Here is a 24689-nt window from a genome sequence, read left to right as displayed (position 1 = left end):
TATCAGAGCCAGCAGCCGCGCTGCTGGCGATATAATGTTGTGTGCTTTCTAAGGCCTGCTTATTGCCATAGCCCCACCTGTGGCGCTATGTGGAACCGCTATTTAGTAACCCATGACATTCTGACAGATAGCTGTTTCAAAAATAAAAGCGTTAGTTTAGTACCGTTCAGGTTCCCCTGTTGCAAGGATAAGCACAGCTGACAAGGTTGAAAAATATCCTGGTTTTTGTTACTTCGGCATTAATCTACTTATTCATTCTTCCTGAGGTGCTATTCAGATTTTTGTCGAGTGCCAGCTATCACGTCATTGTTAATCTTACTAATCCATTTAACCTGTTTGGCTCAACGGCTAATTCTTTGATCGTCGCCCTTGTGGTTTGCCCTTTACTATTGGCAGGGTTAACCGTATTTCTTATAAATAAAGCATTCACAAAAAAATAACCGCCGCGTCGCGCTTCAGTGTGCATGACTGCACCCCTATCCTGGCTTTCGTTGAAGCCACTTCACCTCCAAATTTTTATACTTTTTTTACGCCGCACCCCGCCATTTTTACATTAACTTTTCATCCGTCACGCCAAACTAACGCCATCTGAAAAGGCTCTGGAGGTGTGTTGTGAGCATGGCGTTAATTGCCGGCATTGTGCTGGTTTTTCTGCTGATGGGCTATCTGGTCTATGCCCTGATTAATGCGGAGGCATTCTGATGGCTGCCAGCGCATTTTTACTGATCGCCAGCTACATGGTGATCCTGATTGTCCTGGCCAGGCCGCTGGGAACCGGGCTGGTTCGTCTGATCGACGACCGGCCCATGCCGGGTCTGGCGGGATTCGAGCGGCGACTATGGCGCGTCAGCGGGGTCGATGCTAAGCCAATGAGCTGGCAGCGCTATCTGCTGGCCATCCTGCTGTTTAACCTGGGCGGCCTGATCCTGCTGACGGTCATGTTGATGACCCAGGCCTCACTACCGCTTAACCCGCAGCAGCTGCCCAATCTTAGCTGGCATCTGGCGCTAAACATCGCCGTCAGCTTTGTCACCAACACCAACTGGCAGGCCTATGCGGGCGAGAGCACCCTGAGCTATTTCAGCCAGATGGCTGGGCTGACGGTGCAAAACTTTCTCTCCGCTGCCACCGGTATTGCCGTGGCCTTTGCGCTGATCCGTGGCTTTGCCAACCGGTCACTGGGCACCCTCGGCAATGCCTGGCGGGATATGACGCGCATCACCCTGTACGTTCTGCTGCCGATCTCGCTGCTGATGGCGCTGTTCTTCGTCAGTCAGGGGACGCTGCAAAATTTCAGCGGTTACGTTGACCTGCATACGCTGGAGGGTGTGAAGCAAACGCTGCCGATGGGACCGGTCGCCTCGCAGGAAGCGATCAAAATGCTGGGCACGAACGGCGGCGGCTTCTTCAATGCTAACTCGGCGCACCCGTTTGAGAATCCTACCGCCCTGAGCAATTTTGTGCAGATGCTGGCGATCTTTTTGATCCCCGCCGCGCTCTGCTTCGCCTTTGGCGAGGTGGTGAAAGACGGTCGTCAGGGCCACGCGCTGCTGTGGGCGATGTCGATGATGTTTATTGCAGCCGTAGTAGTGGTGATGTGGGCCGAGCTGCGGGGAAACCCTCATTTCCTCAGCCTGGGCGCCGACAGCGCGATCAATATGGAGGGCAAAGAGACGCGCTTCGGCATCCTTAACTCCAGCCTGTTTGCGGCAATCACCACGGCGGCCTCGTGCGGGGCGGTCAATGCGATGCATGACTCCTTCACCGCGCTGGGCGGCATGGTGCCGATGTGGCTGATGCAAATTGGTGAGGTGGTATTTGGCGGCGTGGGCGCGGGGCTGTACGGCATCCTGCTGTTTGTGCTGCTGGCGGTGTTTATCGCCGGGTTGATGATTGGTCGTACGCCGGAATATCTGGGCAAAAAAATCGACGTCTGGGAGATGAAAATGACCGCGCTGGCCATTCTGGTTACGCCCGCGCTGGTCCTGCTGGGCACCGCGCTGGCGATGATGACCGATGCCGGACGCAGCGGCATCTTCAACCCGGGCATTCACGGCTTTAGCGAGGTGCTGTATGCCGTTTCTTCGGCGGCGAACAACAACGGTAGCGCCTTTGGTGGACTGAGTGCCAATACGCCCTTCTGGAACCTGCTGCTGGCGTTCTGCATGCTGGCTGGCCGTTTCGGCATCATCATTCCCGTGATGGCGATTGCCGGTTCGCTGGCGGTGAAAAAGATCCAGCCTGCGGGCAACGGCACCCTGCCGACCCACGGCGTGCTGTTTATCGCGCTGCTGATTGGCACCGTATTGCTGGTTGGCGCGCTCACGTTTATCCCTGCGCTGGCCCTCGGGCCGGTGGCAGAACATTTGCAAACGTACAGTCATTAATGCCGGAGAGAAAGAGAATGCGTAATCAACAGGCGCTGTTTGATGCTGCGCTGATGCGGACCGCCGCAGGTGATGCGGTGAAAAAACTCACCCCCCGCGTACAGCTGCGAAATCCGGTGATGTTTGTTGTCTGGCTGGGTAGCGTACTGACTACCCTGCTGGCCCTGGCGATGCTGGCCGGTAAAACGCCCGGCAGCGCGGGCTTTACCGCCGCTATCTCGCTGTGGCTCTGGTTTACCGTGCTGTTCGCCAACTTTGCTGAAGCGCTGGCGGAGGGACGCAGTAAGGCGCAGGCCAACAGCCTGAAGGGCGTGCAGAAAACCAGCTACGCCAAAAAATTGGCCGGGACACGCTACGGTGCGCCTCATCGTCAGGTTTCGGCAGATACGTTGCGTAAAGGCGACGTGGTACTGGTGGAGGCCGGGGACATTATTCCGTGCGATGGTGAAGTCCTGGAAGGCGGCGCGTCGGTGGACGAAAGCGCCATTACCGGTGAATCCGCGCCGGTGATCCGGGAATCCGGCGGCGACTTCTCTTCGGTGACCGGCGGCACCCGTATCCTCTCTGACTGGCTGATTATTCAGTGCAGCGTTAATCCCGGCGAGACCTTTCTTGACCGGATGATCGCCATGGTAGAAGGGGCGACCCGCCGTAAAACGCCGAATGAGATTGCCCTCACTATTTTGCTGGTGGCGCTGACCATCGTCTTCCTGCTGGCGACCGCCACGCTCTGGCCTTTTTCCGCCTGGGGCGGTCATGCCGTCAGCGTAACCGTGCTGGTAGCGCTGCTGGTCTGCCTGATCCCCACCACCATCGGCGGGCTGCTGTCGGCGATTGGGGTGGCCGGGATGAGCCGCATGCTGGGGGCGAACGTGATCGCCACCAGCGGTCGTGCGGTGGAGGCCGCCGGTGACGTGGATGTGCTGATGCTGGATAAAACCGGCACCATTACCCTCGGGAACCGCCAGGCCACGCAGTTTATTCCCGCGCCGGGGGTCAGTGAAGAACAGCTGGCAGACGCGGCGCAGCTGGCCTCGCTGGCTGACGAAACGCCGGAAGGGCGCAGCATTGTGGTGCTGGCGAAGCAGAAATTTAACCTGCGTGAGCGCGATCTGACCAGCATGGGGGCCACTTTTATCCCGTTCTCGGCACAAACCCGCATGAGCGGCGTGAACGTCCAGGATCGAATGGTGCGTAAAGGGGCGGTGGATGCCGTGCGCCGTCATATCGACAGCGGCGGCGGACAGTTCCCGCTGGAGGTCAACCGTCAGGTTGAAGAGGTGGCGCGCGGCGGTGGTACGCCGCTGGTGGTGTGCGACGGCGCGCAGGTGATGGGCGTGGTGGCGCTTAAGGACATCGTTAAGGGCGGCATAAAGGAACGCTTTGCCGAGCTGCGTAAAATGGGCATCAAGACCATTATGATCACCGGCGATAACCCGCTGACCGCCGCCGCGATAGCCGCCGAGGCGGGCGTGGATGACTTTTTGTCCGAAGCGACGCCGGAGGCCAAGCTGGCGCTGATCCGCCAGTATCAGGCTGAAGGACGGCTGGTGGCGATGACCGGTGACGGCACCAATGATGCGCCCGCGCTGGCTCAGGCCGATGTGGCGGTCGCCATGAACTCGGGCACCCAGGCGGCAAAGGAGGCGGGAAATATGGTCGACCTGGACTCCAACCCCACCAAGCTGCTGGAAGTGGTGCATATCGGTAAACAAATGCTGATGACCCGCGGCTCCCTGACCACCTTCAGCATCGCCAACGACGTGGCGAAGTATTTCGCCATTATCCCGGCGGCGTTTGCCGTGACCTATCCACAGCTAAACGCCCTGAACGTGATGCGGCTGCACTCGCCGGACTCGGCGATCCTCTCGGCGGTGATCTTTAACGCCCTGGTGATTGTCTTTCTCATCCCGCTGGCGCTGAAAGGGGTGAGCTATCGCCCGCTGAGTGCCGCCGCGCTGCTGCGACGCAACCTGTGGATTTACGGCGTTGGCGGCCTGCTGGTGCCCTTCGTGGGCATCAAGCTTATTGATATCTTGCTGACCCTGACCGGTCTGTTTTAAGGAATTATCATCATGAGTCAGTTACGACCCGCAGTGATTTTGCTGCTGCTACTAACCTTAATAACCGGTTTACTCTATCCTCTGATGACGACCCTGCTGGCACAGTGGTGGTTTCCCTCCCAGGCCACGGGCTCGTTGCTCTACAGAGAGGATAAACCGGTTGGCTCGACGCTGATCGGGCAGAATTTTAGCCGACCGGACTATTTCTGGAGCCGACCCTCCGCGACCGGCGATTCTCCTTATAATCCGCTGGCTTCGTCAGGCAGCAATATGGCGGTCAGCAATCCGGCGCTGGATGAGGCGGTAACACAGCGGGTGACGGCGCTTCGTCGCGCGAACCCGCAGGCCAGCGACAGGGTGCCGGTGGACCTGGTGACGGCTTCCGGCAGCGGGCTGGACCCGCAAATCTCGCCGCAGGCGGCGCTGTGGCAGGCGGCCCGGGTCGCGGCGGCCCGTAACCTGCCGCTGGAAGAGGTAAAGCGGCTGATTAACGACAATATCCAAACGCCCTTTCCCCGCTTTATCGGCGAGCCGGGGGTGAACGTGGTGACGCTGAACCTGGCGCTGGACGATCTGACGGCGCAGTGATTAAGCGGGAACGATAAAGGGTCTGCCAGTCATAAGGAACAGGATGAACGATGAACTTCAGCGCCCGGATCCGGACGCACTGCTGCTGCAAACCCGCGACACCGGGCGCGGCAGGCTGAAAATCTGGTTCGGGGCCTGTGCAGGTGTGGGCAAAACCTGGGCCATGTTGCAGGAGGCGCAGCGCCTGCGGGCGCAGGGGCTGGCGGTGCTGGTGGGCGTGGTCGAAACGCACGGCCGGGTCGAAACGGCGGCGTTGCTGGAGGGGCTAACCCTCCTGCCGCGCCGCGCCACTGGCCAGAACCGTCATCCGGAGTTTGATCTGGACGCCGCGCTGGCCTGCCATCCGGCGGTGATCCTGATGGATGAGCTGGCGCATACCAATGCGCCCGGTTCGCGTCATCCTAAGCGCTGGCAGGATATTGATGAGCTGCTGGAGGCGGGGATTGACGTAATGACCACGGTCAACGTTCAGCATCTGGAAAGCCTGAATGATGTGGTCGGCGGCGTGACCGGCATCCGCGTGCGTGAAACCGTTCCCGATCCCTTTTTTGATGCCGCCGACGAGGTGGTACTGGTCGATCTGCCCGCCGACGATCTTCGTCAGCGCCTGAAAGAGGGCAAGGTTTACATCGGCGAGGGCGCCGAACGCGCCATTGAGAACTTCTTCCGCAAGGGAAATTTATATGCCCTGCGCGAACTGGCGCTAAGGCGCACTGCCGATCGCGTTGACGATCAGGTGCGCGCGTGGCGCGACGGCCAGGGTCGGGAAAAAGTCTGGCATACCCGCGATGCCCTGCTGCTTTGCATTGGCGATAATACCGGCAGCGAAAAGCTGGTGCGGACGGCAGCACGGCTGGCCGCCAGGCTCGACTGCGTATGGCATGCCGTCTACGTTGAGACGCCCCGGCTCTACAAGCTGAATGAAGCGCGACGGCGCAATATTCTGCGTACGCTAAGGCTGGCGCAGGATCTGGGTGCGGAAACGGCGACCCTTTCCGATCCCAGCGAGGCGGTGGCGGTGCTGCGCTACGCGCGCGAAAATAATCTGGGGAAAATCATTATTGGTCGCCGGCCGGCACGTCGCTGGAAGCGCGACAGCTTCGCCGATCGCCTGGGCCAGCTCGGGCCGGATCTCGATCTGGTCATTGTGGCGCTGGATGAGTCGACCCCGCTGCCGCCCGGCCCGGCAGAGGGTCAGCGCCTCACCCAGGATAAATGGCGCATGCAGATGAAAGGCTGCACGGCGGCAGCGGCGCTGTGCGCGCTGGTTACGCTGGCTGGCCGCTGGCTGCTGCCGGGCGTCGACTCGGTTAATCTGGTAATGGTCTATCTGCTGGCGGTGGTGGTGGTGGCCTTGCGCTATGGCCGCTGGCCATCGGTGGTCGCGACTATCCTGAATATTGTCGCTTTTGACGTGGTTTTTGTTATGCCGACCGGCACCATCGCGGTGTCAGATGTGCAGTACCTGGTGACCTTTGGCGTGATGCTGGCGGTTGGCGTGATTGTGGGTAATCTGACGGCGGGGGTACGCTATCAGGCGCGGGTCGCCCGCTACCGCGAACGGCGTGTTCGGCATCTCTATGAAATGGCGAAATCACTCAGTCGCGCACTGACGCCGCAGGACATTGCCGCGGCGCTACAGCGCAGCGCGCACATTACGCTTCAGGCGCGAAGCGAGCTGCTACTGCCGGATGAGCAGGGCGAACTTATCGCAGCGGGCGTGCCAGAGCTCAGTACCGTCCCGGACAGGGCAATCGCGCGCTGGAGCTTTGATCGGGGCCAGCCCGCCGGTGCAGGAACCGATACGCTGCCGGGCGTACCCTGGCAGATCCTGCCGCTAAAAAGTGGCCCCGGAACGCTGGGGCTGCTGGTGCTGGAGCCCGTGAACCTGCGCCAGCTGATGATCCCCGAGCAGCAGCGGCTGATTGAGACCTTTATCGTACTGATCGCTAATGCGCTGGAGCGCATGGCCCTCAGCCAGCGGGAAGCCGCCGCGCGTCTCGCCGCCGAGCGGGAGCAGTTGCGTAACGCGCTGCTGTCGGCGCTGTCTCACGACCTGCGCACGCCGCTGACGGTACTGTTTGGCCAGGCGGAAATACTGACGCTGGATCTGGCCACGGCGGGTTCTGAACATGCGCCGCAGGCCAGCGCGATGCGGGAGCAGACGCTGAATACCATCCGGCTGGTGAATAATCTGCTGGATATGGCACGCCTGCAGTCCGGTGGGTTCAGCCTGTGTACCGAATGGATGGCGCTGGATGAGCTGGTCGGTAGTACGCTGAGAATGATGGCATCGTCGCTGGCCGGACGACATATCGCACTGGATCTGCCGCCTGAGCTCGTGCTGATTCAGGTGGACGGCCCGCTGATGGAGAGGGTGCTGACCAACCTGCTGGAGAATGCGCTCAAGTATGCCGGGCCAGTGGCTGACATCGGCATTCGCGCGCGCGTCGAGCCACAGATGATGGCTGGCGAAGGCCAGAGGCCGGGCGGCTCAACAGGGCGCGATGCTGGAAACCGGATGCAGCGTGGGTCAGCGATGAACGAGGCTGAGAACCGGATGCAGCAGCTTACCCTTGAGGTCTGGGACGGCGGGCCGGGGATCCCCGGTGGGCAGGAAGCGCAGATATTTGAGAAGTTCTCACGCGGGGATAAAGAGTCTGCGGTGCCGGGCGTCGGTCTGGGGTTGGCCATTTGCCATGCCATTGTTGATATCCACGGCGGGCAGATCCGTGCGGAGAACCGCCCTGAGGGCGGTGCCCGTTTCATTATTACCCTGACGATGCAGACGCCGCCGATGATTGAAGAGTATGAGCCGGGTGAGGAGCGCTGAGTATACGTCGGGATTTAGCTTCTGAAAAACTCGGCAAAGCGCTGACGATTTTCCACCAGCCAGCCAGGAAGATTCTCCTTTGTCACCGGGATGATTTCCATTCTGCGAGGGCGGTTCCAGATATCAATATTATTTTCGACACAGCGGCGAATATGGTCCGGGTTATTAAACTCCGGCAGGTCATGTTCGGTATGGGCGATGGTAGACATCTTCTCGCTGATACGGGCATCGGTCATTACCCATGAGAAATGCCAGCCTCCGTTATTAACTACCTGGGTTCGGTATTTTAACCAGTTCCAGCGAAACCAGTTATCACGAATGGGATTACCCCGACGTTTCACATTCCTCAGCAGTTCGGGTTGCCCATAAAAGAAGTCGCGTAGCGTACTGAAATGCACCATTTTGGTTAACGTTGCGCAGCGGGGGGAGCCGTCATCATTAAAAACCTGTACGTTGAATTTATAGTTATGGAAATGTTGATAGAGCGTGGTGCACAGGTGCCGTGGGCTGAATCGCGCGATGGCTTCCGGGCGGGGTATCTCATCAACATCGGACACAATGATGATGTCGTTATCCTTCGCACAGGTTAATCCGCGCATAATCGCGTTGCGCGCCACCCTTTCGTTTTCCCAGGGATCGGATTCGCCAGGGGCAATAACGGATCCATTCGATACAAATTCATGCTGATGAACGGTTGGGACGTGCTCATTAACGACATAAATAATTTGATCCCGGAAGCGGGAGAATTTTTCAATATCGAAATTAAGTTTTTCACGCTTTTTACCTGTAAAGGTGTAAAGCGATTCAACGATAACAAACTTATCAACGTGCTGGTGAAGGGTGTTAAGACGTAATTCCAGAAGCATGTCTTCATCATAATAGGTGAAGCAATCATAGATCATAGTGTTAAGGCCTGTTTTTCTTATTTGCCATGTCGTACGTAGCCAGAAGCGCTTAGGATATTACAAACGTAAGGTTAGTGCGCAAAATATGTAAGCTTTGTATAAGGACCATTTCACCGGCTTAGCGGGTAATGTTGTTAAAGGCGGACCGGGTTCACAGAGAGTGTGTAGTCATGGATGTCATCAAATAGGGTATGGTGTCGGATTTATACACAGCCCAAATGTCCACCTTACGACGCGTCAATGGACTAAAATTAATTCCTTTAGCCGTAGATGTGAGCCTTAACTATGCTGTACAGCCGCTTTGAACGACTGATTGATATCTTCCGGGATGCCCCTGCTTCTACGCCGCCCAATAGCGTCTGGGCCTTTTATGTCTACTACCTGCGCCAGGTATGGCAGAGTTTTGCCCTGCTGCTGGTCGTGGGGCTGGTTGCCTCGCTGATTGAGGTCGCCCTTTTTCGCTATCTCAGCACCATTATTGATATGGTCAACGCCACCCCAGCCGCGACCTTTTTCAGCGATCATGCGTCGACGCTTATCTGGATGGCCGTGGTTGCGCTGGTATTGCGGCCACTCTTTATCGGCCTGCACGACCTGCTGGTGCACCAGACCATTAATCCCGGCATGACCAGTATGATCCGCTGGCAGAATCATAACTATGTGCTGCGCCAGAGCATGAACTTCTTTCAGAATGATTTTGCCGGACGCATTGCGCAGCGCATCATGCAGACCGGCAACGCCCTGCGCGACTCTGCGGTACAGGCGGTGGACGCTTTGTGGCACGTACTGATATACGCCATCACCGCGCTGGTGCTGTTTGCCGAAGCGGACTGGCGGCTGATGATCCCGCTGCTGGTCTGGATAGTGGGCTACATCATCAGTCTGATCTACTTTGTGCCCAGGGTAAAATCCCGCTCGGTGGCCTCTTCTGATGCCCGTTCAAAGCTGATGGGCACCATTGTGGATGGCTACACCAATATCACCACCCTTAAGCTGTTTGCTCACAGCGATCTGGAACGTCAGTATGCGCGTGAGGCGATTGGCGATCAGACCGAGAAAACCCGCCAGCAGGGCCGTATGGTGACCAATATGGATGTGGCGATCACCACGCTGAACGGCCTGCTGATCGTCGGTACTACCGGCCTGGCGCTCTGGCTGTGGACGCAGTCGCTGATAAGCGTGGGGGCCATTGCGCTGGCGACCGGGCTGGTTATACGCATTGTGAATATGTCGGGTTGGATCATGTGGGTGGTGAACGGCATTTTTGAAAATATTGGTATGGTACAGGATGGGCTGAAAACAATTGCCCAGCCGGTCAGCGTCACCGACAGACCCCAGGCGCCAACGCTTAAGGTTCACAGCGGTGAAATTCGCTATGAGAATGTTGATTTTAACTACGGTCACGACCGCCGGGTGATTGATAACCTTCAGCTGACTATCCGTCCGGGCGAAAAAATTGGTTTGATTGGCCCGTCCGGAGCGGGAAAATCGACGCTGGTAAACCTGCTGCTGCGGCTGTATGACCTGGATGGCGGCAGGATTTCCATTGATGGACAGGATATTTCTCAGGTCAGCCAGGAGAGCCTGCGCGCACAGATAGGCATGATTACTCAGGATACCTCGCTGCTGCATCGCTCGATCCGCGACAATCTGCTGTATGGTCGGCCACATGCCACTGAGGAGGAGGTGCTTCAGGCCATCCACCGTGCCAAAGCGGACGAATTTATCCCTCTGCTTTCCGACTCCGAAGGACGTTATGGGCTGGATGCGCACGTTGGCGAGCGCGGCGTAAAACTCTCTGGCGGCCAGCGGCAGCGCATCGCTATTGCCCGGGTTCTGCTGAAAGATGCCCCTGTCCTGATTATGGATGAGGCGACCTCCGCGCTGGACTCCGAGGTGGAAGCGGCGATCCAGGAGAGCCTGGAAACGCTGATGGGCGGTAAAACGGTAATTGCTATCGCCCACCGTCTGTCCACTATCGCGAAAATGGATCGACTGGTGGTGCTGGAGAAGGGCCGCATTGCGGAGATAGGAAGCCATAGCGAACTGCTGGCGAAGGGCGGGCTATATGCGCGGCTGTGGCATCATCAAACCGGTGGATTTGTTGGCGAGTAGCCAGATAGAGATGACGTATTGACTAAACTGGACGAAATAAATTATCTGATGGCAGAGTGAATAACGGTGGGCCAATACCTGAAAGTCAGAGCAGGTATTGTTCTCTTTCAGAAAGAGGAACATTACTGGCGGGTAGCAAAACAACAGTTATTGGTCCTGATAAATCATTCAGGAAGAAAAACGCCTATGCGGAATTATATGCAAAAGATTATGGAGCGCGAGAAAAAAGAATTAACTCTAAGAAATGATCAGTAGAGGGTCTGATGTCTGATAAGTTCTGGAAAGCGTTTGAAATTTGCTCCAGAGTTAAAACTGTACCCGCGTAGGAAATGATAACTCATGTAAGGAAACGGAGTGAGATAGAGAGTATACTAATTAGGCAAAATCTAAAGGAGACAGGATGAGCTTCGATGGCAGCACATTGATGATACCGATGTCGTTAGAAGGAGGCGTGGCCCGATTTCAGAATGGAGCAGGTGGAATAAGGACCTTTCCAAACATGTACGGCACTGTGAGTCGGGATACTACTATTCAATTTGGTAACGTTAAAATCACCAGTGATTGTTGGAACAAACCATTCAGGCGGTTATCGTGTTTTGGTTAATGTAACGTATGACGGAAAATCCTATAGTTGCAAAGGAGAGTCACGGTTAGATAAGTAATGGAAATGGGATGTAGTCTGGTCCCATTTTGACTAAATCCTTTCCGAAAATACTGCAAAGGAACCTTATCCCAGGTACGGGTAATAAGTAAATTTACTGCTATCTTGCTTACATTTGAGGCCAGAAAACCATAACTAACAGGGGGGGGGATTTGAAAAAAAACAGTACCAGAATTTACCAGTTTACAGACCTTTTCGAACAAAAGGTTGTTAGTTTGAAGAAGACGAAAAATTTAAAGGGGCATCCTTAAGTCGCTCGCCGACGTTGATATAACAGGATTTACAGGACAGGAAGGAACAGACTGGCCTACATCTCACAATTTCTCATAAATCTCAACGGTTGATTTTGAAAAAACCAAAGGAAATTATCCTATATCAATTTTTCTTTATTTATTTAAATGAATCGGTGTTTTTAAGGGCCGTTTACGATAATTTGCGCATATAAGAATATTTTTTACTCTTAATGCCTTAATCTATCCAAGAGTTAGTAGCATCTTGCAGAACAAAGATATACCAGGAAACAAAAGAAAAGCTAACTATTTATGTAGCCGCATTAGATCAATAATTGTCGATTTATATATAAGATAAATAATCGTGGGTGAGAAGAGTGCCGCCGTTTCCAGGGTAATGCGAATATGAATTAATTTATAACAATTATTTATTGTTTATTATGGTATCACTATTCCCCCATAAATCTTTTCTTAATAAAGACTTTTGCGTAACAGGGGAGAAAAACAGGACCACTAATTCCCCGAGTCAGCCAGGACATTGGGAAAAGGTCTGACTCCAGATCAGGCTGAATATAGTACAATGGCATACAGACACACCTTTAAAAGGAATTATATTCGTGAATGCAATTTACTATGAATTTGAACAGTTTCGTTTTATAAATGGACGTCTGCTGGCTAAAGATAAGGGGGGGATTGCGCTGGCCCCAAAGGAGGCTTCGGTACTCCATTATTTATTGGAGCAGGCTAATACAGTAGTTTCCAAAGAAGACTTAATCCGAAATGTCTGGAAAGGCGGGACGGTATCTGATGAATCATTGACACGCTGTATCTATGTGCTTCGCCGCGCCCTTGGTCAATCGAATGCCAGGCGTTTCATCGAAACAGTTTATGGAAAAGGTTATCGGTTTCTTGCTGAGGTGCATGTAGCAGAGCAACAGGAGCTGGTAAATGTGGGCTGCTCAGGTAAAAGTAGAAAGCAGTTAGTCAAAAAATGCAGCATTGCATTGTTTCCTTTTGAAATGAAGAGGAAAAACATCGCGGTTTGCCTGCACGATCAGTTGATTGAATGGGTGCAATATTTTAAAAACGAAAATAATCTGTCAATCCTGCTTGTCTCGTCATTTTTCATACAATCCCTTAAAGGTTACAGTAATTTTCTATTGGCTCTTGAAAAATCGAATGCAGATTACTATATCACGGGCGCTGAGATTAGCTATAAAGAACAAGAGATCATCAGGGTGGAGCTGGTGAGAGCTAAAGACCATTCCGTTGTGCAACGCGAAGCGGTATATTTATCGGACGATAGGAATATTTACTATCAGGCGCTTTTTTCAGTGATCATGACAATGATTTCATCAGTCAACCCTGACGATGCGTCGAAGATAAACATCACAGCAAAGTTAGGACACGTCCGTCAACTACCCAGCATGATAATCTGAGCTAATAAGAGTAAATGGACGCTAATTTTTCCTGTTAATAACGGCCATGCTTCTGATAAAGTTATAGGTCATACTTTCAACATTTGACTTAATGAAAGATATCCCCATGAAACCTCTATGTTCCCATATCGATTATGCATATTTCCGCGTTTTATATAAGAACTCGGTGACGTAACATGGGATAAATGTTCTCTGGAAAAGAGACTAAGGGGCTATGAATGCAGAGAAGGAGTATCAAAGGATATTGCTTCGGTGATTTCTACTTAACATATAATGAAGTTTTGTATAAATCTCAGAGGGTAATTTCTGTTCCGCCTAAGGAGATGCATCTCTTGAGTATTTTGGTGGAAAACGCGGGCCAGGTAGTAAAAAAAGAAGATCTTATTAGAGCTATTTGGAGGCATGGCGAAATTAACGACGAGTCACTTACGCGATGTGTCTATGCGTTAAGAAAATTACTCGGAGAGAACAAAACAAGTAAATATATTAAAACTCTTTTTAGTAAAGGGTATATTTTTATATTTCCTGTCAGCGTAAGGCACAACGTTGAAAGAGAGATCGTACCGAAAGCCACGGGGCTGCTTAAGGATTCTGAAGTAGTAAATCATACATTAGAAGCTTATTCATCACTGCCTAAAAATCTTTATCATGATGATTCTACTGATAAATTTTACCGCGCATATCAGCTGATTATGAATGATAAGTTAAAAATAGCCATCGAACTGATTGATGATCTTGAAAAAGATAAATTATATTCTTCTCGAGTGGCATTACTAAAAAAGGAAATTATAAAGAAAATTGATCATAATTTAGCTGATAGCTTAAGTAATTGTTTTTGATTTTAAGCTGGTTTAATTGATACCTGCTCATGTGAAATTCTTCATCCGGGAGTAGAAGCTGCTGCGTTACGGCCCTGTTTTATCAGCACCAATGTTCTTGCGTAGGCGAATTGTTCTAAAGTTATTATTAATAATTACATTAGTTGGGTTTATACTTCAGATGACATATGATGAGAGGCGCTGTAGCGAATTCTCATCATTATTTCATCAGGATCGTGTGCTTTTAACTACCTATACTCTAAACATGATATTTTTCCTGTAAAAGAGTAAGTGATGAAAAGTAACATCGAAAACGATTGTTTAACTGCTGGGGAGTCTTACCAATTCCCACGTCACTCATTACTGTATATCAAAGCCGATCATTCCGGTTGTGATGTGTGGATTAATACAAAAGATAAAGACGAAAAATTGTGTATTGAAAGGCATGATAGTGGAATGCTGGTATTGACACCCTGTATGCTTACTGTAGATATGGGTAACCTGAACTGTACCAGGCTCGATCTCCCTCACCTTACAAAATTACAGGTTTTCATTGATAAAGCTCAGAATAAGAAAAAAGATCAAAATAATAGGGTCTGGGGTTATTTATCAGCGAACCTGAGTATGCAGCCAACGACAAGAGAAATTGAATATTGGTTCCTGAATCAGTCACTGGCGAACGCTGATTCCATCAAGTCCTTCAGCGAGACATTAAGGAATAACGAATGGTACGATCTGGTAGAATTTCTGCTGGAGGAGTCATGTGACAGCTCAACTCAACGCATAAGCGCCCTTAGCCAACGTTACGGGTTATCTGTGTCCCACTTCAGGAGGCTTGCGCGCCGGGCTTTAGGAAACACGACTAAGGTAGAAATGCGCGACTGGCGGCTGGTAAGAGCAATATTGGATCTCATTGAAAGTAAAAGTAACAACCTGACGACTATCGCCATGAACCACGGGTACGCCTCCCTGTCTCATTTCTCTAATGAAGTAAAGGATGCATTCGGAGTGTCTCCACGAAATTTAAAAAATTTATACATGCGAGTTGATTCATGATCATATCACCCTGGCATATAAGATTGAGTATTATTTTTTCTGCTCTGCTAATGATTTCCGTACCACAATATGGTTATACCACTGGTAAAAATCAACAGGGTTACATTGCACGTGAAGAAGGTGTTAAAGGTATATTTGATGCTATCTCTTCTGTTATGCGTAAGCCTGTTATATTGAGTAAAATTGCCGTTCGCAAGAAAATAAGTGGCGAATTTGATATAACTAAGCCTCAGGGGGTTCTTACGGCCATATCCGATCAGCTAGGTTTGATCTGGTATAATGATGGTCAGGCTATTTATGTTTACGATGCATCTGAAATTCGAAATGCCGTTATTGTATTGCGTAACACATCATTCAATGTTGTTAATGATTTTTTAAAAAATTCTGGTTTATATGATGCGCGTTATCCGCTTCGTTCTGATCAGCGTAACACAACATTCTACGTGTCAGGGCCACCGATCTATATCGACTTAATTTCGAATGCGGCAAAGTACCTTGATCAAAAAAGTGATGGTTATGATGGGCGGGAAAACATCGCTGTTATCCCCCTCTATAATACTTTTGTTGAAGACCGGGAATATAGTTACCGGAAAGATAAAATCATCATCCCTGGTATATCCACTGTTGTTAACCGCGTTATGTCAAATGGTAACAGCTCGGGTGGGCGTATTCAGCGCACACAAACTAAGCCTGTGGAAAATGATGACGTTTGGCCACATAGTTTATCTGAGTCAGGAGACGCATCGCCTATTACAGATGTTCAGATGCTTGACGGACAGGTCCGAAGCCCGCTAACGGGTAATGGCATGAGCATAATTTCTGACCCGGGAACTAACAGTCTTTTGGTGCGTGGAAGCGCAGAGCAGGTTGATTATATTCGTAATCTGGTAAGTTCCCTGGACAAGCAGAAACGACATATAGAACTCTCGGTATGGATTGTCGACCTGCAAAAAGAGGCTTTCGAGAACTTAGGTGTCCAGTGGACCGGAAACCTCAATGTAGGTTCAAATCTCGGTATTTCTTTGAATGGCGGCGCCAGTACGATTGATCGTGCAAGTTTTATGGTGACCGCTCTGGCTTTAAGTGAGAAAAACCAGGCGAATATTGTGTCTCGCCCCATGTTACTCACCCAGGAAAATATCCCTGCCATTTTTGATAATAGTCGCACCTTCTATTCTAAATTGGTGGGAGAGCGTACCGCTCAGCTTGAAAGTGTGACTTACGGCACCCTGCTCAGCGTACTTCCCCGTTTCACGGCAAACGGCGAGGTTGAAATGATGCTAAACGTCGAAGATGGTAATCAGTTCGATAACTCGCAGCTTAAAGCGGGTGATTTACCGGAAGTAGGGCGCACAAATATCAGCACTGTTGCCAGGGTACCCAGAGGTAAAAGCTTGCTTATCGGGGGATATACGCGTGATGAAGATACCAGTATAGAGGGGAAAATTCCCTTACTGAGTGATCTTCCCTGGGTAGGAAAGCTCTTTAGCTACACGCGAGACAGGAGGTCGAATATGGTGCGCGTTTTCCTTATTCAGCCACGTGAAATTGAGGCCCCCCTCAGTCCGGACGCCAGTAAACTGATAGGCGAGATGAAGAGTGATTTTTCCAGTGACAAGCTTCAAAACTGGATGATGAATTACCTGGACAGTCAAAAATGGCGCTAGGAATAGGTAAAGAAGGCGCGGGCATGCAGCTTTATGTGCAGCGCCGAGAACAACTTTCCACGGAAAAGGAAGTGAGCTCAGAACAGGCCGAGCGACGTGATGCTCTTTCAGAAGGAGAGGTACAGATCGCTGAGGATGAGTCGCCGGCAGCGATGTTGCAAAAATTCGCTCAGGCGACAGATGAAATGTCAGCGGCTATGGCGCAGTTCCGCAATCGTCGTGACTATGACAAAAAATCGGGCGCTTCGGGTGATACTGTCTTCGATCAGGTATTGGATGATAACGTTGCACCGAAATTCGATAAGCTGGTAAAGATCTTAAAAGGCACTGAAGGGAACAACATTGAGAACCTGCTTCGTCAGGCACGTGCTTTTTTTCCCGATGACAGCGATCTTGTATTGGTGCTACGCGAGATGCTACGGCGGAGAGACATTGATGAAATTGTCCGCAAGCGACTCAAAAATCTTCTCTCTAAGGTAGAAAAAGAGGCAGATCCCAAACGTCTGAAAGCCGGCATCAACGTTGCGTTGAAAGCGCGTTTGTTTGGGAAGAAACTAATGATGAGTCCCGCCCTGATGCGCGAAAGCTATCGGGACTTTCTGGAAAGTGACCAGGGTGAGATTGAGCTTTACAAGGAATGGATTACCATCTACGGAATAGAAAAGCGTGGGATAGTAATTAATTTTATGGAAGATTCTGTTCTGGCAGATATTGATTCAGCCGATCCAAGCTGTAGCCATATTGAATTTGGCTATCTGTTGGGAAGGATTGGGCAGGTAAAACTAATCCGTTCGTGCGATATTGTATTTATTAAGAATATTTTGAACAACATCTTAATCCGTGATTTCAACAAGGAGGAGGGTGACTGGCTATATTTTATGTTTAGTATTCTGGATAATCCTCAGCATCTTAGTAAACTTCTGGAGGAAGTCTTAGGAGATTATATTCGTTTTGCCAGGAAGCATGATTGTGCCACGCTCTTGCAAACTATTTATGTTTCGTGCAAAAGGCTTCCTCATGAAGTATTCAGTCAACCGGAACATCGTGATGATCTACTGAGTAAATTTGAAAATATTGCAGATAAGACATTATTTCAAGAAAACATTGAACGTCGCCGGGAAGTAGAATAAATATATATATGGATGTATGAAAAATGAATAGGTTTTTAAGTAAAATAAGAAATCATCCAGAATTATTTATACTGGTATTGGTTGTCGTTATTATTTCGATGCTGGTTATTCCTCTTCCAACTTATCTGGTCGATTTTTTAATCGGTTTAAATATGGTTCTTTCAATTATGGTGTTCCTGGCATCATTTTACATTGACAGAATCCTGAATTTCTCAACATTTCCTGCAGTGCTGCTTATAACGACATTGTTTCGTTTAGCGTTGTCGGTTAGCACCAGCCGACTGATTCTAAATGATGCAGACGCAGGTGAGATTATCGCTACCTTTGGACAGTTTGTTATTGGAGATAACCTGGTTGTAGGGTTTGTTATCTTCTCTATTGTTACCATTGTACAGTTTATGGTTATCACCAAAGGTGCGGAGCGTGTTGCCGAAGTAGCAGCACGATTCTCACTGGATGGTATGCCCGGAAAGCAAATGAGTATTGATGCTGATTTGCGTGCTGGATCAATTGATGCTACAGGCGCATCAGAACGCCGGAGCGTGGTTGAACGTGAGAGTCAGTTATACGGTTCTTTTGATGGTGCAATGAAATTCATCAAAGGAGATGCCATCGCAGGTATTATTGTTATTTTCATTAACCTTATCGGGGGGATGAGCGTCGGAGTTGCGCAGCATGGCATGGATATGTCAACTGCTCTTTCTGTTTATACCCTACTGACGATTGGTGACGGTTTAGTCGCACAGATCCCTGCGCTATTGATTGCTATTGGTGCGGGATTTATTGTTACACGCGTAAACGGCGATGGTGACAATATGGGACGAAACATAATAGATCAGCTCTTCAAAAATCCCTCTGTGTTAATAATTGGAGCAATTATCGCACTTGGCATCGGCAGCTTACCTGGCTTTCCTTTTGCCGTATTTCTGATCTTAGCTGTGTCACTTGCTGGCGTTTTTTACTATCAATACTGGAAAGATAAGAAATCCCTGAGAGAAACGGACGTGCAGGCAGAAGATGGTTTTGATCCCGATTCCGCCTCCGGCGATAGTGAAAGTTCTCTTGGATTGATAACCGATCTGGACAGTATTCGGTCAGAAACGGTGCCTGTAATTATTCTTGTCAATGAGAATGATGTAGATATATTTGAAAAAGAGAGACTTACCGATCGCTATCGCAGTCAGTTCTTCATTGATTACGGTATTAGCCTCCCTGAAATTACACTAAAACCCTCGGCCAACGCTGATCCAGATACAGTCATAATTCTGATTAATGAGATAAAGGCCGATCTAATTCGCGTCAAGTTTAACCATCATCGAGTCGTTAACAGTTCTGAAGAACTCGAGCACATGGGGATCCCCTTTGTCACAATCGATAATATGGTATGGGTTGACGAAGGGCAGAAAAAATCGCTTTCTGCATTGGGATACCAACTTCGAAATAGTATTGATGAAGTTTACTATATGTTCTCGGCTATCATGATTAGGCATATTGGTGAATATTTTGGTGTTCAGGAAACCAAGAATATGTTGGAAAAACTTGAGGAAAAATATCCTGATTTAATGAAAGAAGTGATGCGGCATGCCACCATTCAGCGAATCTCTGAGGTATTACAGCGCCTGTTAGGCGAACGTATTTCCGTGCGTAACATGAAACTTATTATGGAAGCTATTGCGCTATGGGCTCCGCGAGAGAAAGATGTTATTTCACTGGTTGAACACATCCGTGGAGCGATGGCCCGATATATTTGCCACAAGTTCTCGGCCGGTAACACATTACGTGTAATCATGCTTTCAAATGATTTTGAAGAGAAATTAAGACAAGGTATCAGGAATACTTCTGCAGGAACATTTCTCAACCTGGACCCTGCGGTTGCTGATGAACTTATGGATAAGTTTTCACTTGCTATGGAGAACGTGACGATCTCATGTCGCGATCTTGTCGTACTCTCCTCAGTTGATATTAGGCGCTTTCTAAAAAGATTTTTAGAGGCGCGATTTAAAGATCTTGAGGTCATGTCGTTTGGTGAGGTAACCGATACAGTATCAATTAGTGTCATTAAAACCATCTAAAAGAGAGCGAGTAATATGTATACAGATATTGTTTCTTTAATTCGTGGTGCATTGTTAGAAAATGGATGCGATGAATCCATATTGGGTGATTTTGATGGACACTCTACAATTTCCCTTGATTTTCAAAATCATCCCAGCCTGCTTATTAGCTTAGATGATAATTATGTCTGGATATGGTCACGCCTTTGTGAAGCCAGCGATAGCATTATGCAATATAAAGCAAGTGCTATTCTGGAGAAAATGATGGAGGGATGTCATTTCTCAATCACCGGACAGCTCCAGATTTTCACAAATGAGGGGTATATCGAACTCAAAGGGCTGGTGCATCCAAACTTTCTGGAAAGTAGCTCACGTTTTGCTGAGGCATTGGATGAGTTTTTCATCCAGCAGGAAGCTATTTTGGGGATCATTCGGTAATGGCCACGGGGGCTTTATTGCGGTATCAGGCTCATCCATTGCGACTTTCTGGGCCTCTTATCGAAGCCGTGTTACCTAATGTGAAAGTAGGAGAGCTTTGTGAGATTCGCGAAAGTTGGAGTCAGTCAGCGGTAGTGGCTCGTGCCCAGGTATTAGGATTCAATGGCGAACGTACCATTTTAAGTCTGATTGGTACTTCAAAAGGTCTGTCCAGAGAGGCAATTATTAGCCCAACGGGATCGGGACTCTCCGTTATGCTTAGCCCGGATTTGCTGGGTTGTGTGCTGGATCCTGCGGGGCAGATTGTTGAGCGTTTTGCGAATAATGCAGGTGGATTTGTAAGCGAAATAAGGCCAATAGATTCACCCCCTCCTTCGTACCAGGATCGCGTCGGCATTCGCCAGCCGTTTTATACTGGAATACGTGCGATTGACGGATTGATTACCTGCGGTATCGGCCAGAGGCTGGGTATTTTCGCTTCGGCAGGCTGTGGCAAAACGACCCTGATGCACATGCTGATTGAGCACTCGGATGCGGATGTCTTCGTTATCGCTTTGATCGGCGAGCGTGGGCGAGAAGTGACTGAGTTTACAGAAGCGCTCAGGCAGTCGGGTCGCCAGCAGAAATGTATACTGGTCTATGCAACATCTGATTATTCATCGCTTGATCGTTGCAACGCCGCACTAGTGGCCACCACGATTGCAGAGTATTTCCGTGATGCTGATTTGAACGTGGTGTTGTTTTTAGATTCTATAACCCGGTATGCCAGGGCTTTACGAGATGTGGCGCTGGCTGCGGGTGAACCTCCGGCACGGCGTGGCTATCCAGCTTCAGTATTTGACTCATTACCCAGGTTACTTGAGCGACCAGGTTGTACGCACTCTGGAAGTATTACGGCATGGTTCACAATTTTGCTTGAAAGTGATGATGAACCCGACCCGATTGCAGATGAGATTCGCTCCATACTTGATGGGCACATTTATCTAAGCCGAAAATTAGCCGCGAAGAATCATTATCCGGCTATAGATGTTCTGGGCAGCATTAGCCGTGTTGTCAGTCAGGTCTGCGAACCGGAACATCTACGTTTGGCGGCAGAGATACGCCGTATTTTAGCAAAGCTCGCGGAGCTACAGATATTTGTAGATTTAGGGGAATACCATCCGGGAGAAAATGAGGAAAACGACCGCGCTATGGGTAAGCGTGATGTATTACTCGCATGGTTAAACCAAAATGGCGATGAGCATGCGCCGTTTAACGATATTATGCAGGAGTTAGTACGACTTGCGTCATAATATTAAAAATTTATTGGTACGTTCAGAGTATAAAATAGAGATTAACACCCTTCTTCTTGCCAGAAATGAGAGTGAGTACCGTATCATAAATACGCGTATAGACTCAATTAATGAAGAAATGATTGCACTGGTTAACCTGAGCCGTAGCCTGTACCCGACGGGAGTATTAACCAGAGAGCAGCTGCTATCTATTCAGCGTCGTCAGGGGGTACTTAAGACAAAATTGGCGTATATGAAAATGCAAATAGCGCAGATCTTTATTGAACGTGAAGCCTGCCAGCAGGAAAAAGTCAATCTCTCTGAGAAACGAAAACTTCTAATTAGGAAAAAGGATAAATACAGTTACTTGCATATGACCGAGCGTCACAAAAAACGTCTCATAGATGCGCGAATTGAAGAATCTGAAACAGAAGAGAGGATTTCATGGCTACGATAAATAGCGTCAAACCCACAAACAGAAATTTTAAAGAGACAACTAGCGAATCAGTTACAAAAAGCCTGGATGACATCGTCAATAAAAAACTGAAAGAGCGTACCAACGCAACAACTGTTTTGCCTGTGCTCCAGCATGTAGACCTACCACCGCAGCCTGAGGTCAGGGAGGCCTCTTTATCTCAGCAGGGCGGGGCATTGGCTGAGATCAGGGCTAAGCAGGTGCATAATCCGGCGCATAACCCGGTGCATAACCCGGTGCTGTCCGGGGTTCTGCGTTTACAAGAAAAGGCTGATACTAATCTAAAAAGCAACGTCATTACAGTGATGGAGACTGAAAAGAGAAAAACGCCTACGGGCCCTTTGCATGACCAGATAAAGGTTAACCCGGAGCAGAAAAAACTGCTCCAGTCTGTCTCAGACCGTTCAGACGCTATGAAGATAGCGAACGTAACATCTCTGAATCCTTCACTGGTTCATTTAGCTTCATCATCACAAAGAGATGATCCTGTCGCAAAAAAAGTTGAAGCTGCCGAAAACAGAGTAATGCCGGAACCGGGTGACAGGAAAGGACATCCTGAGAGGGAGAATCTGTTACACCAGCTATCTGGTAATACATCTGTCCTGTCTCAGCGAGTCAATGACCCAGTACAGGAAAAAGTTTTTAAGCAGACGAATGTGGCAAAGGATGCCGCTTCATGGGGCAGCATGGTAGAAAGCTCACGGGTTGCTGATACTCCGCCTGGAGAGAATGAGGGAGCGGGAAACAGTAGACTGACCTATACCTTCTCTGATTGGGGGAAAGGCCATCAGGTCAATATCCAAATCAATAATAATCAGGGTACACCTATTGTATTGAACCCTTCGGATACGCTTGTACATCAGCGCCTGTCTGACCACGGTGGGCAGCATCACGGGCAGCCTGAATGGGTATTTCAGGAGGAACATGAGCAATCACACCATGCGCGTAAGCAACCTCAGCCAGATGAGGAACAAGCGTGATCAGACATCACCTTCGCCACTATTCAACTACAGAGATGTCAGGGCGTCAGCAGATTTTAGCCTGGACAAAACAGGGATTTGAGATTCAGCGGAATATGTCGCCGGGAGAATGTTTACTCAGGTTTACCAGCGACACGGGGTGGGAGGGGATCATTGATCTACAAAGCTGGTTTGCAAGTGTAATGCCACAGAGCGCCATTATGTCCAGTAGGTGTTGGTCTGTGGACCAGCTTGAGACCCTTTTCATCAACAGTAAACGCCCTCTTGAAGGGTTGCCAGCTGAACTTGAATATCAACGATTGGAAAGTAAAGGGAATGTTGAAAGTACGAAAATAGTGGGTTCAATGTATTCATTACTGTCCCCACAAGGCCGCGTGTGGATCAGTAAAATGCCCAGGGCGACATCCTTTATAAATGTGCAGGAAAGAAATTCTTTAGACCACGTACCTGTCGATATTCAATTCGAGATAGGACATAGCGCTATCTCCGTTGCCCTGCTAAGACAGCTGCAACAGGGTGACCTGCTACTCATAAAAAGTAGCAGAAATTTAATTATTCATAATCTGGCAGTAATAGGCAGCTTTTTCCGCAATGAGGAGGGTTTTATGTTTGAAGAAGATAATGAGGAAATGCTTGATGGTACTTATGAGGAAGATGAATCCGTTAACAGCGAATCTGAACGACTTATTCCCTGCGACAAAATATCTGTTCGCCTGGGATTTGTCCTGCAACAAAAAAGAGTTTCCATTAGCCAGCTCGGATCGTTATATCAGGGTGAAGTTCTGCCGTGTCAAATCGATGCTGAAAAGAATGTTATAGTAACTGCAAACGGTACCGCTATTGCCCGCGGTGAACTGGTTTGGATTGAAGATCGTATGGGAGTTGAAATTAAAGAGCTTCACCAAGAGGCAAGCGATGGTTCAAGGTAATGACATTTCGCTAATAGCGCTACTCGCATTCTCAACGCTGCTCCCTTTTATCATCGCGTGTGGTACATGTTATATTAAGTTTTCTATTGTATTCGTCATGGTACGTAATGCCCTGGGATTGCAGCAGATCCCATCGAATATGACGTTGAACGGTATTGCTCTGGCGCTTGCGTTTTTCGTCATGATGCCCGTGGTCAAGAGTGGTTATGAAGAGTACCAGCATTCAGGAAAGGATGTTGAGAGCGTGCAGTCTATGGCCTATTTTATTGAACATGGTTTGGACAGCTATCGCAATTATCTGGAAAAATATTCCGATCCTGAGCTGGTTAGTTTCTTTGAGCGCGTGCAACTTCAACGCGATAGCCAGGAAAATGGTACTGCTGAGGAAGAGCAACGAGCATCTATTCTTTCTTTGCTACCGGCATATGCTTTAAGCGAAATAAAGAGTGCTTTCAAAATAGGATTTTATCTCTATCTACCCTTTGTCGTTATTGACCTGCTGATTTCCAGTATATTGCTGGCTCTGGGGATGATGATGATGAGTCCCGTAACTATTTCTGTACCCATTAAGCTTGTGCTTTTCGTAGTCCTGGATGGCTGGACCTTATTATCAAAAGGTTTGATATTGCAGTACATAGAGCTGGCCTCATGAC

General features: G+C 49.5%; 19 protein-coding genes. 18 read left to right on the top strand and 1 reads right to left on the bottom strand.

Features of this window, described 5'->3' with window-relative positions:
* Positions 1-612: 612 nt before the first annotated feature.
* Genes kdpF through kdpD form a run of 5 tightly spaced genes read left to right on the top strand, consistent with a single transcriptional unit; the run spans position 613 to position 7871 of the window.
* Positions 613-702: a K(+)-transporting ATPase subunit F gene (kdpF, locus tag AAGR22_RS21040; RefSeq protein WP_156484905.1), complete on the top strand. Its 90-nt coding sequence runs from the start codon at positions 613-615 to the stop codon at positions 700-702.
* Positions 702-2387: a potassium-transporting ATPase subunit KdpA gene (kdpA, locus tag AAGR22_RS21035; RefSeq protein ID WP_345829435.1), complete on the top strand. Its 1686-nt coding sequence runs from the start codon at positions 702-704 to the stop codon at positions 2385-2387. The genes kdpF and kdpA overlap by 1 nt, the downstream gene beginning before the upstream one ends.
* A gap of 17 nt (positions 2388-2404) precedes the next feature.
* Positions 2405-4450, top strand: a complete 2046-nt coding sequence (gene kdpB, locus AAGR22_RS21030; RefSeq protein ID WP_067700257.1) for a potassium-transporting ATPase subunit KdpB — start codon at positions 2405-2407, stop codon at positions 4448-4450.
* A gap of 12 nt (positions 4451-4462) precedes the next feature.
* Positions 4463-5038 carry a potassium-transporting ATPase subunit KdpC gene (kdpC, locus tag AAGR22_RS21025; RefSeq protein WP_067700255.1) on the top strand — a complete coding sequence of 192 codons (576 nt, stop codon included), beginning with the start codon at positions 4463-4465 and terminating at the stop codon, positions 5036-5038.
* Positions 5039-5081: 43 nt separating this feature from the next.
* Entirely contained in the window at positions 5082-7871 is a 2790-nt protein-coding gene (gene kdpD / locus AAGR22_RS21020; protein ID WP_345829433.1) for a two-component system sensor histidine kinase KdpD, read from the top strand.
* 14 nt (positions 7872-7885) lie between these two features.
* Here kdpD and AAGR22_RS21015 read toward each other — a convergent pair whose 3' ends face one another.
* Positions 7886-8773, bottom strand: coding sequence for a benzoate transporter (locus AAGR22_RS21015; RefSeq protein ID WP_345829431.1), 888 nt, complete (start codon positions 8771-8773; stop codon positions 7886-7888).
* Between the two features lie 288 nt (positions 8774-9061).
* Between AAGR22_RS21015 and AAGR22_RS21010 the strand changes: the two genes are divergently transcribed.
* The 13 genes from AAGR22_RS21010 (at position 9062) to AAGR22_RS20950 (ending at position 24688) form a co-directional block, all read left to right on the top strand.
* Complete coding sequence (locus tag AAGR22_RS21010; RefSeq protein ID WP_345829429.1) at positions 9062-10891, top strand: ABC transporter ATP-binding protein; 1830 nt, start codon at positions 9062-9064, stop codon at positions 10889-10891.
* A 1508-nt stretch (positions 10892-12399) separates the two neighbouring features.
* Entirely contained in the window at positions 12400-13221 is an 822-nt protein-coding gene (locus tag AAGR22_RS21005; protein ID WP_345829427.1) for a winged helix-turn-helix domain-containing protein, read from the top strand.
* A gap of 218 nt (positions 13222-13439) precedes the next feature.
* Positions 13440-14060, top strand: coding sequence for a winged helix-turn-helix domain-containing protein (locus tag AAGR22_RS21000; RefSeq protein WP_345829426.1), 621 nt, complete (start codon positions 13440-13442; stop codon positions 14058-14060).
* 273 nt (positions 14061-14333) lie between these two features.
* The gene (locus AAGR22_RS20995; protein ID WP_345829425.1) at positions 14334-15095 is read left to right on the top strand and encodes a helix-turn-helix domain-containing protein; all 762 of its coding nucleotides are present in this window, start codon (positions 14334-14336) and stop codon (positions 15093-15095) included.
* Between the two features lie 23 nt (positions 15096-15118).
* Complete coding sequence (sctC, locus tag AAGR22_RS20990) at positions 15119-16762, top strand: type III secretion system outer membrane ring subunit SctC (protein ID WP_345829424.1); 1644 nt, start codon at positions 15119-15121, stop codon at positions 16760-16762.
* The gene (gene sctW, locus AAGR22_RS20985) at positions 16753-17892 is read left to right on the top strand and encodes a type III secretion system gatekeeper subunit SctW (RefSeq protein WP_345829423.1); all 1140 of its coding nucleotides are present in this window, start codon (positions 16753-16755) and stop codon (positions 17890-17892) included. The genes sctC and sctW overlap by 10 nt, the downstream gene beginning before the upstream one ends.
* A gap of 23 nt (positions 17893-17915) precedes the next feature.
* Positions 17916-19964, top strand: coding sequence for an EscV/YscV/HrcV family type III secretion system export apparatus protein (locus tag AAGR22_RS20980; RefSeq protein ID WP_345829422.1), 2049 nt, complete (start codon positions 17916-17918; stop codon positions 19962-19964).
* Positions 19965-19979: 15 nt separating this feature from the next.
* Positions 19980-20381 (top strand): SPI-1 type III secretion system chaperone SpaK, encoded by a 402-nt coding sequence (spaK, locus tag AAGR22_RS20975; protein WP_345829421.1) that lies wholly within the window; start codon positions 19980-19982, stop codon positions 20379-20381.
* Positions 20381-21673 carry a type III secretion system ATPase SctN gene (gene sctN, locus AAGR22_RS20970; RefSeq protein WP_345829420.1) on the top strand — a complete coding sequence of 431 codons (1293 nt, stop codon included), beginning with the start codon at positions 20381-20383 and terminating at the stop codon, positions 21671-21673. The genes spaK and sctN overlap by 1 nt, the downstream gene beginning before the upstream one ends.
* Positions 21663-22109, top strand: a complete 447-nt coding sequence (locus AAGR22_RS20965; RefSeq protein WP_345829419.1) for a hypothetical protein — start codon at positions 21663-21665, stop codon at positions 22107-22109. The genes sctN and AAGR22_RS20965 overlap by 11 nt, the downstream gene beginning before the upstream one ends.
* Positions 22097-23107 (top strand): type III secretion system needle length determinant, SpaN/EivJ family, encoded by a 1011-nt coding sequence (locus tag AAGR22_RS20960; RefSeq protein WP_345829418.1) that lies wholly within the window; start codon positions 22097-22099, stop codon positions 23105-23107. The genes AAGR22_RS20965 and AAGR22_RS20960 overlap by 13 nt, the downstream gene beginning before the upstream one ends.
* Positions 23104-24036, top strand: coding sequence for a type III secretion system cytoplasmic ring protein SctQ (sctQ, locus tag AAGR22_RS20955; protein ID WP_345829417.1), 933 nt, complete (start codon positions 23104-23106; stop codon positions 24034-24036). Before AAGR22_RS20960 ends, sctQ begins: the two co-directional genes overlap by 4 nt.
* Positions 24023-24688: an EscR/YscR/HrcR family type III secretion system export apparatus protein gene (locus AAGR22_RS20950; protein ID WP_345829416.1), complete on the top strand. Its 666-nt coding sequence runs from the start codon at positions 24023-24025 to the stop codon at positions 24686-24688. The genes sctQ and AAGR22_RS20950 overlap by 14 nt, the downstream gene beginning before the upstream one ends.
* Position 24689 lies beyond the last annotated feature (1 nt).

It is taken from the genome of Erwinia sp. HDF1-3R (assembly GCF_039621855.1).
In the GTDB taxonomy this organism is placed as follows: domain Bacteria; phylum Pseudomonadota; class Gammaproteobacteria; order Enterobacterales; family Enterobacteriaceae; genus Erwinia.
Note: the sequence above shows the minus strand (reverse complement) of the source record. Positions and strands in the feature narration are given on the sequence as shown.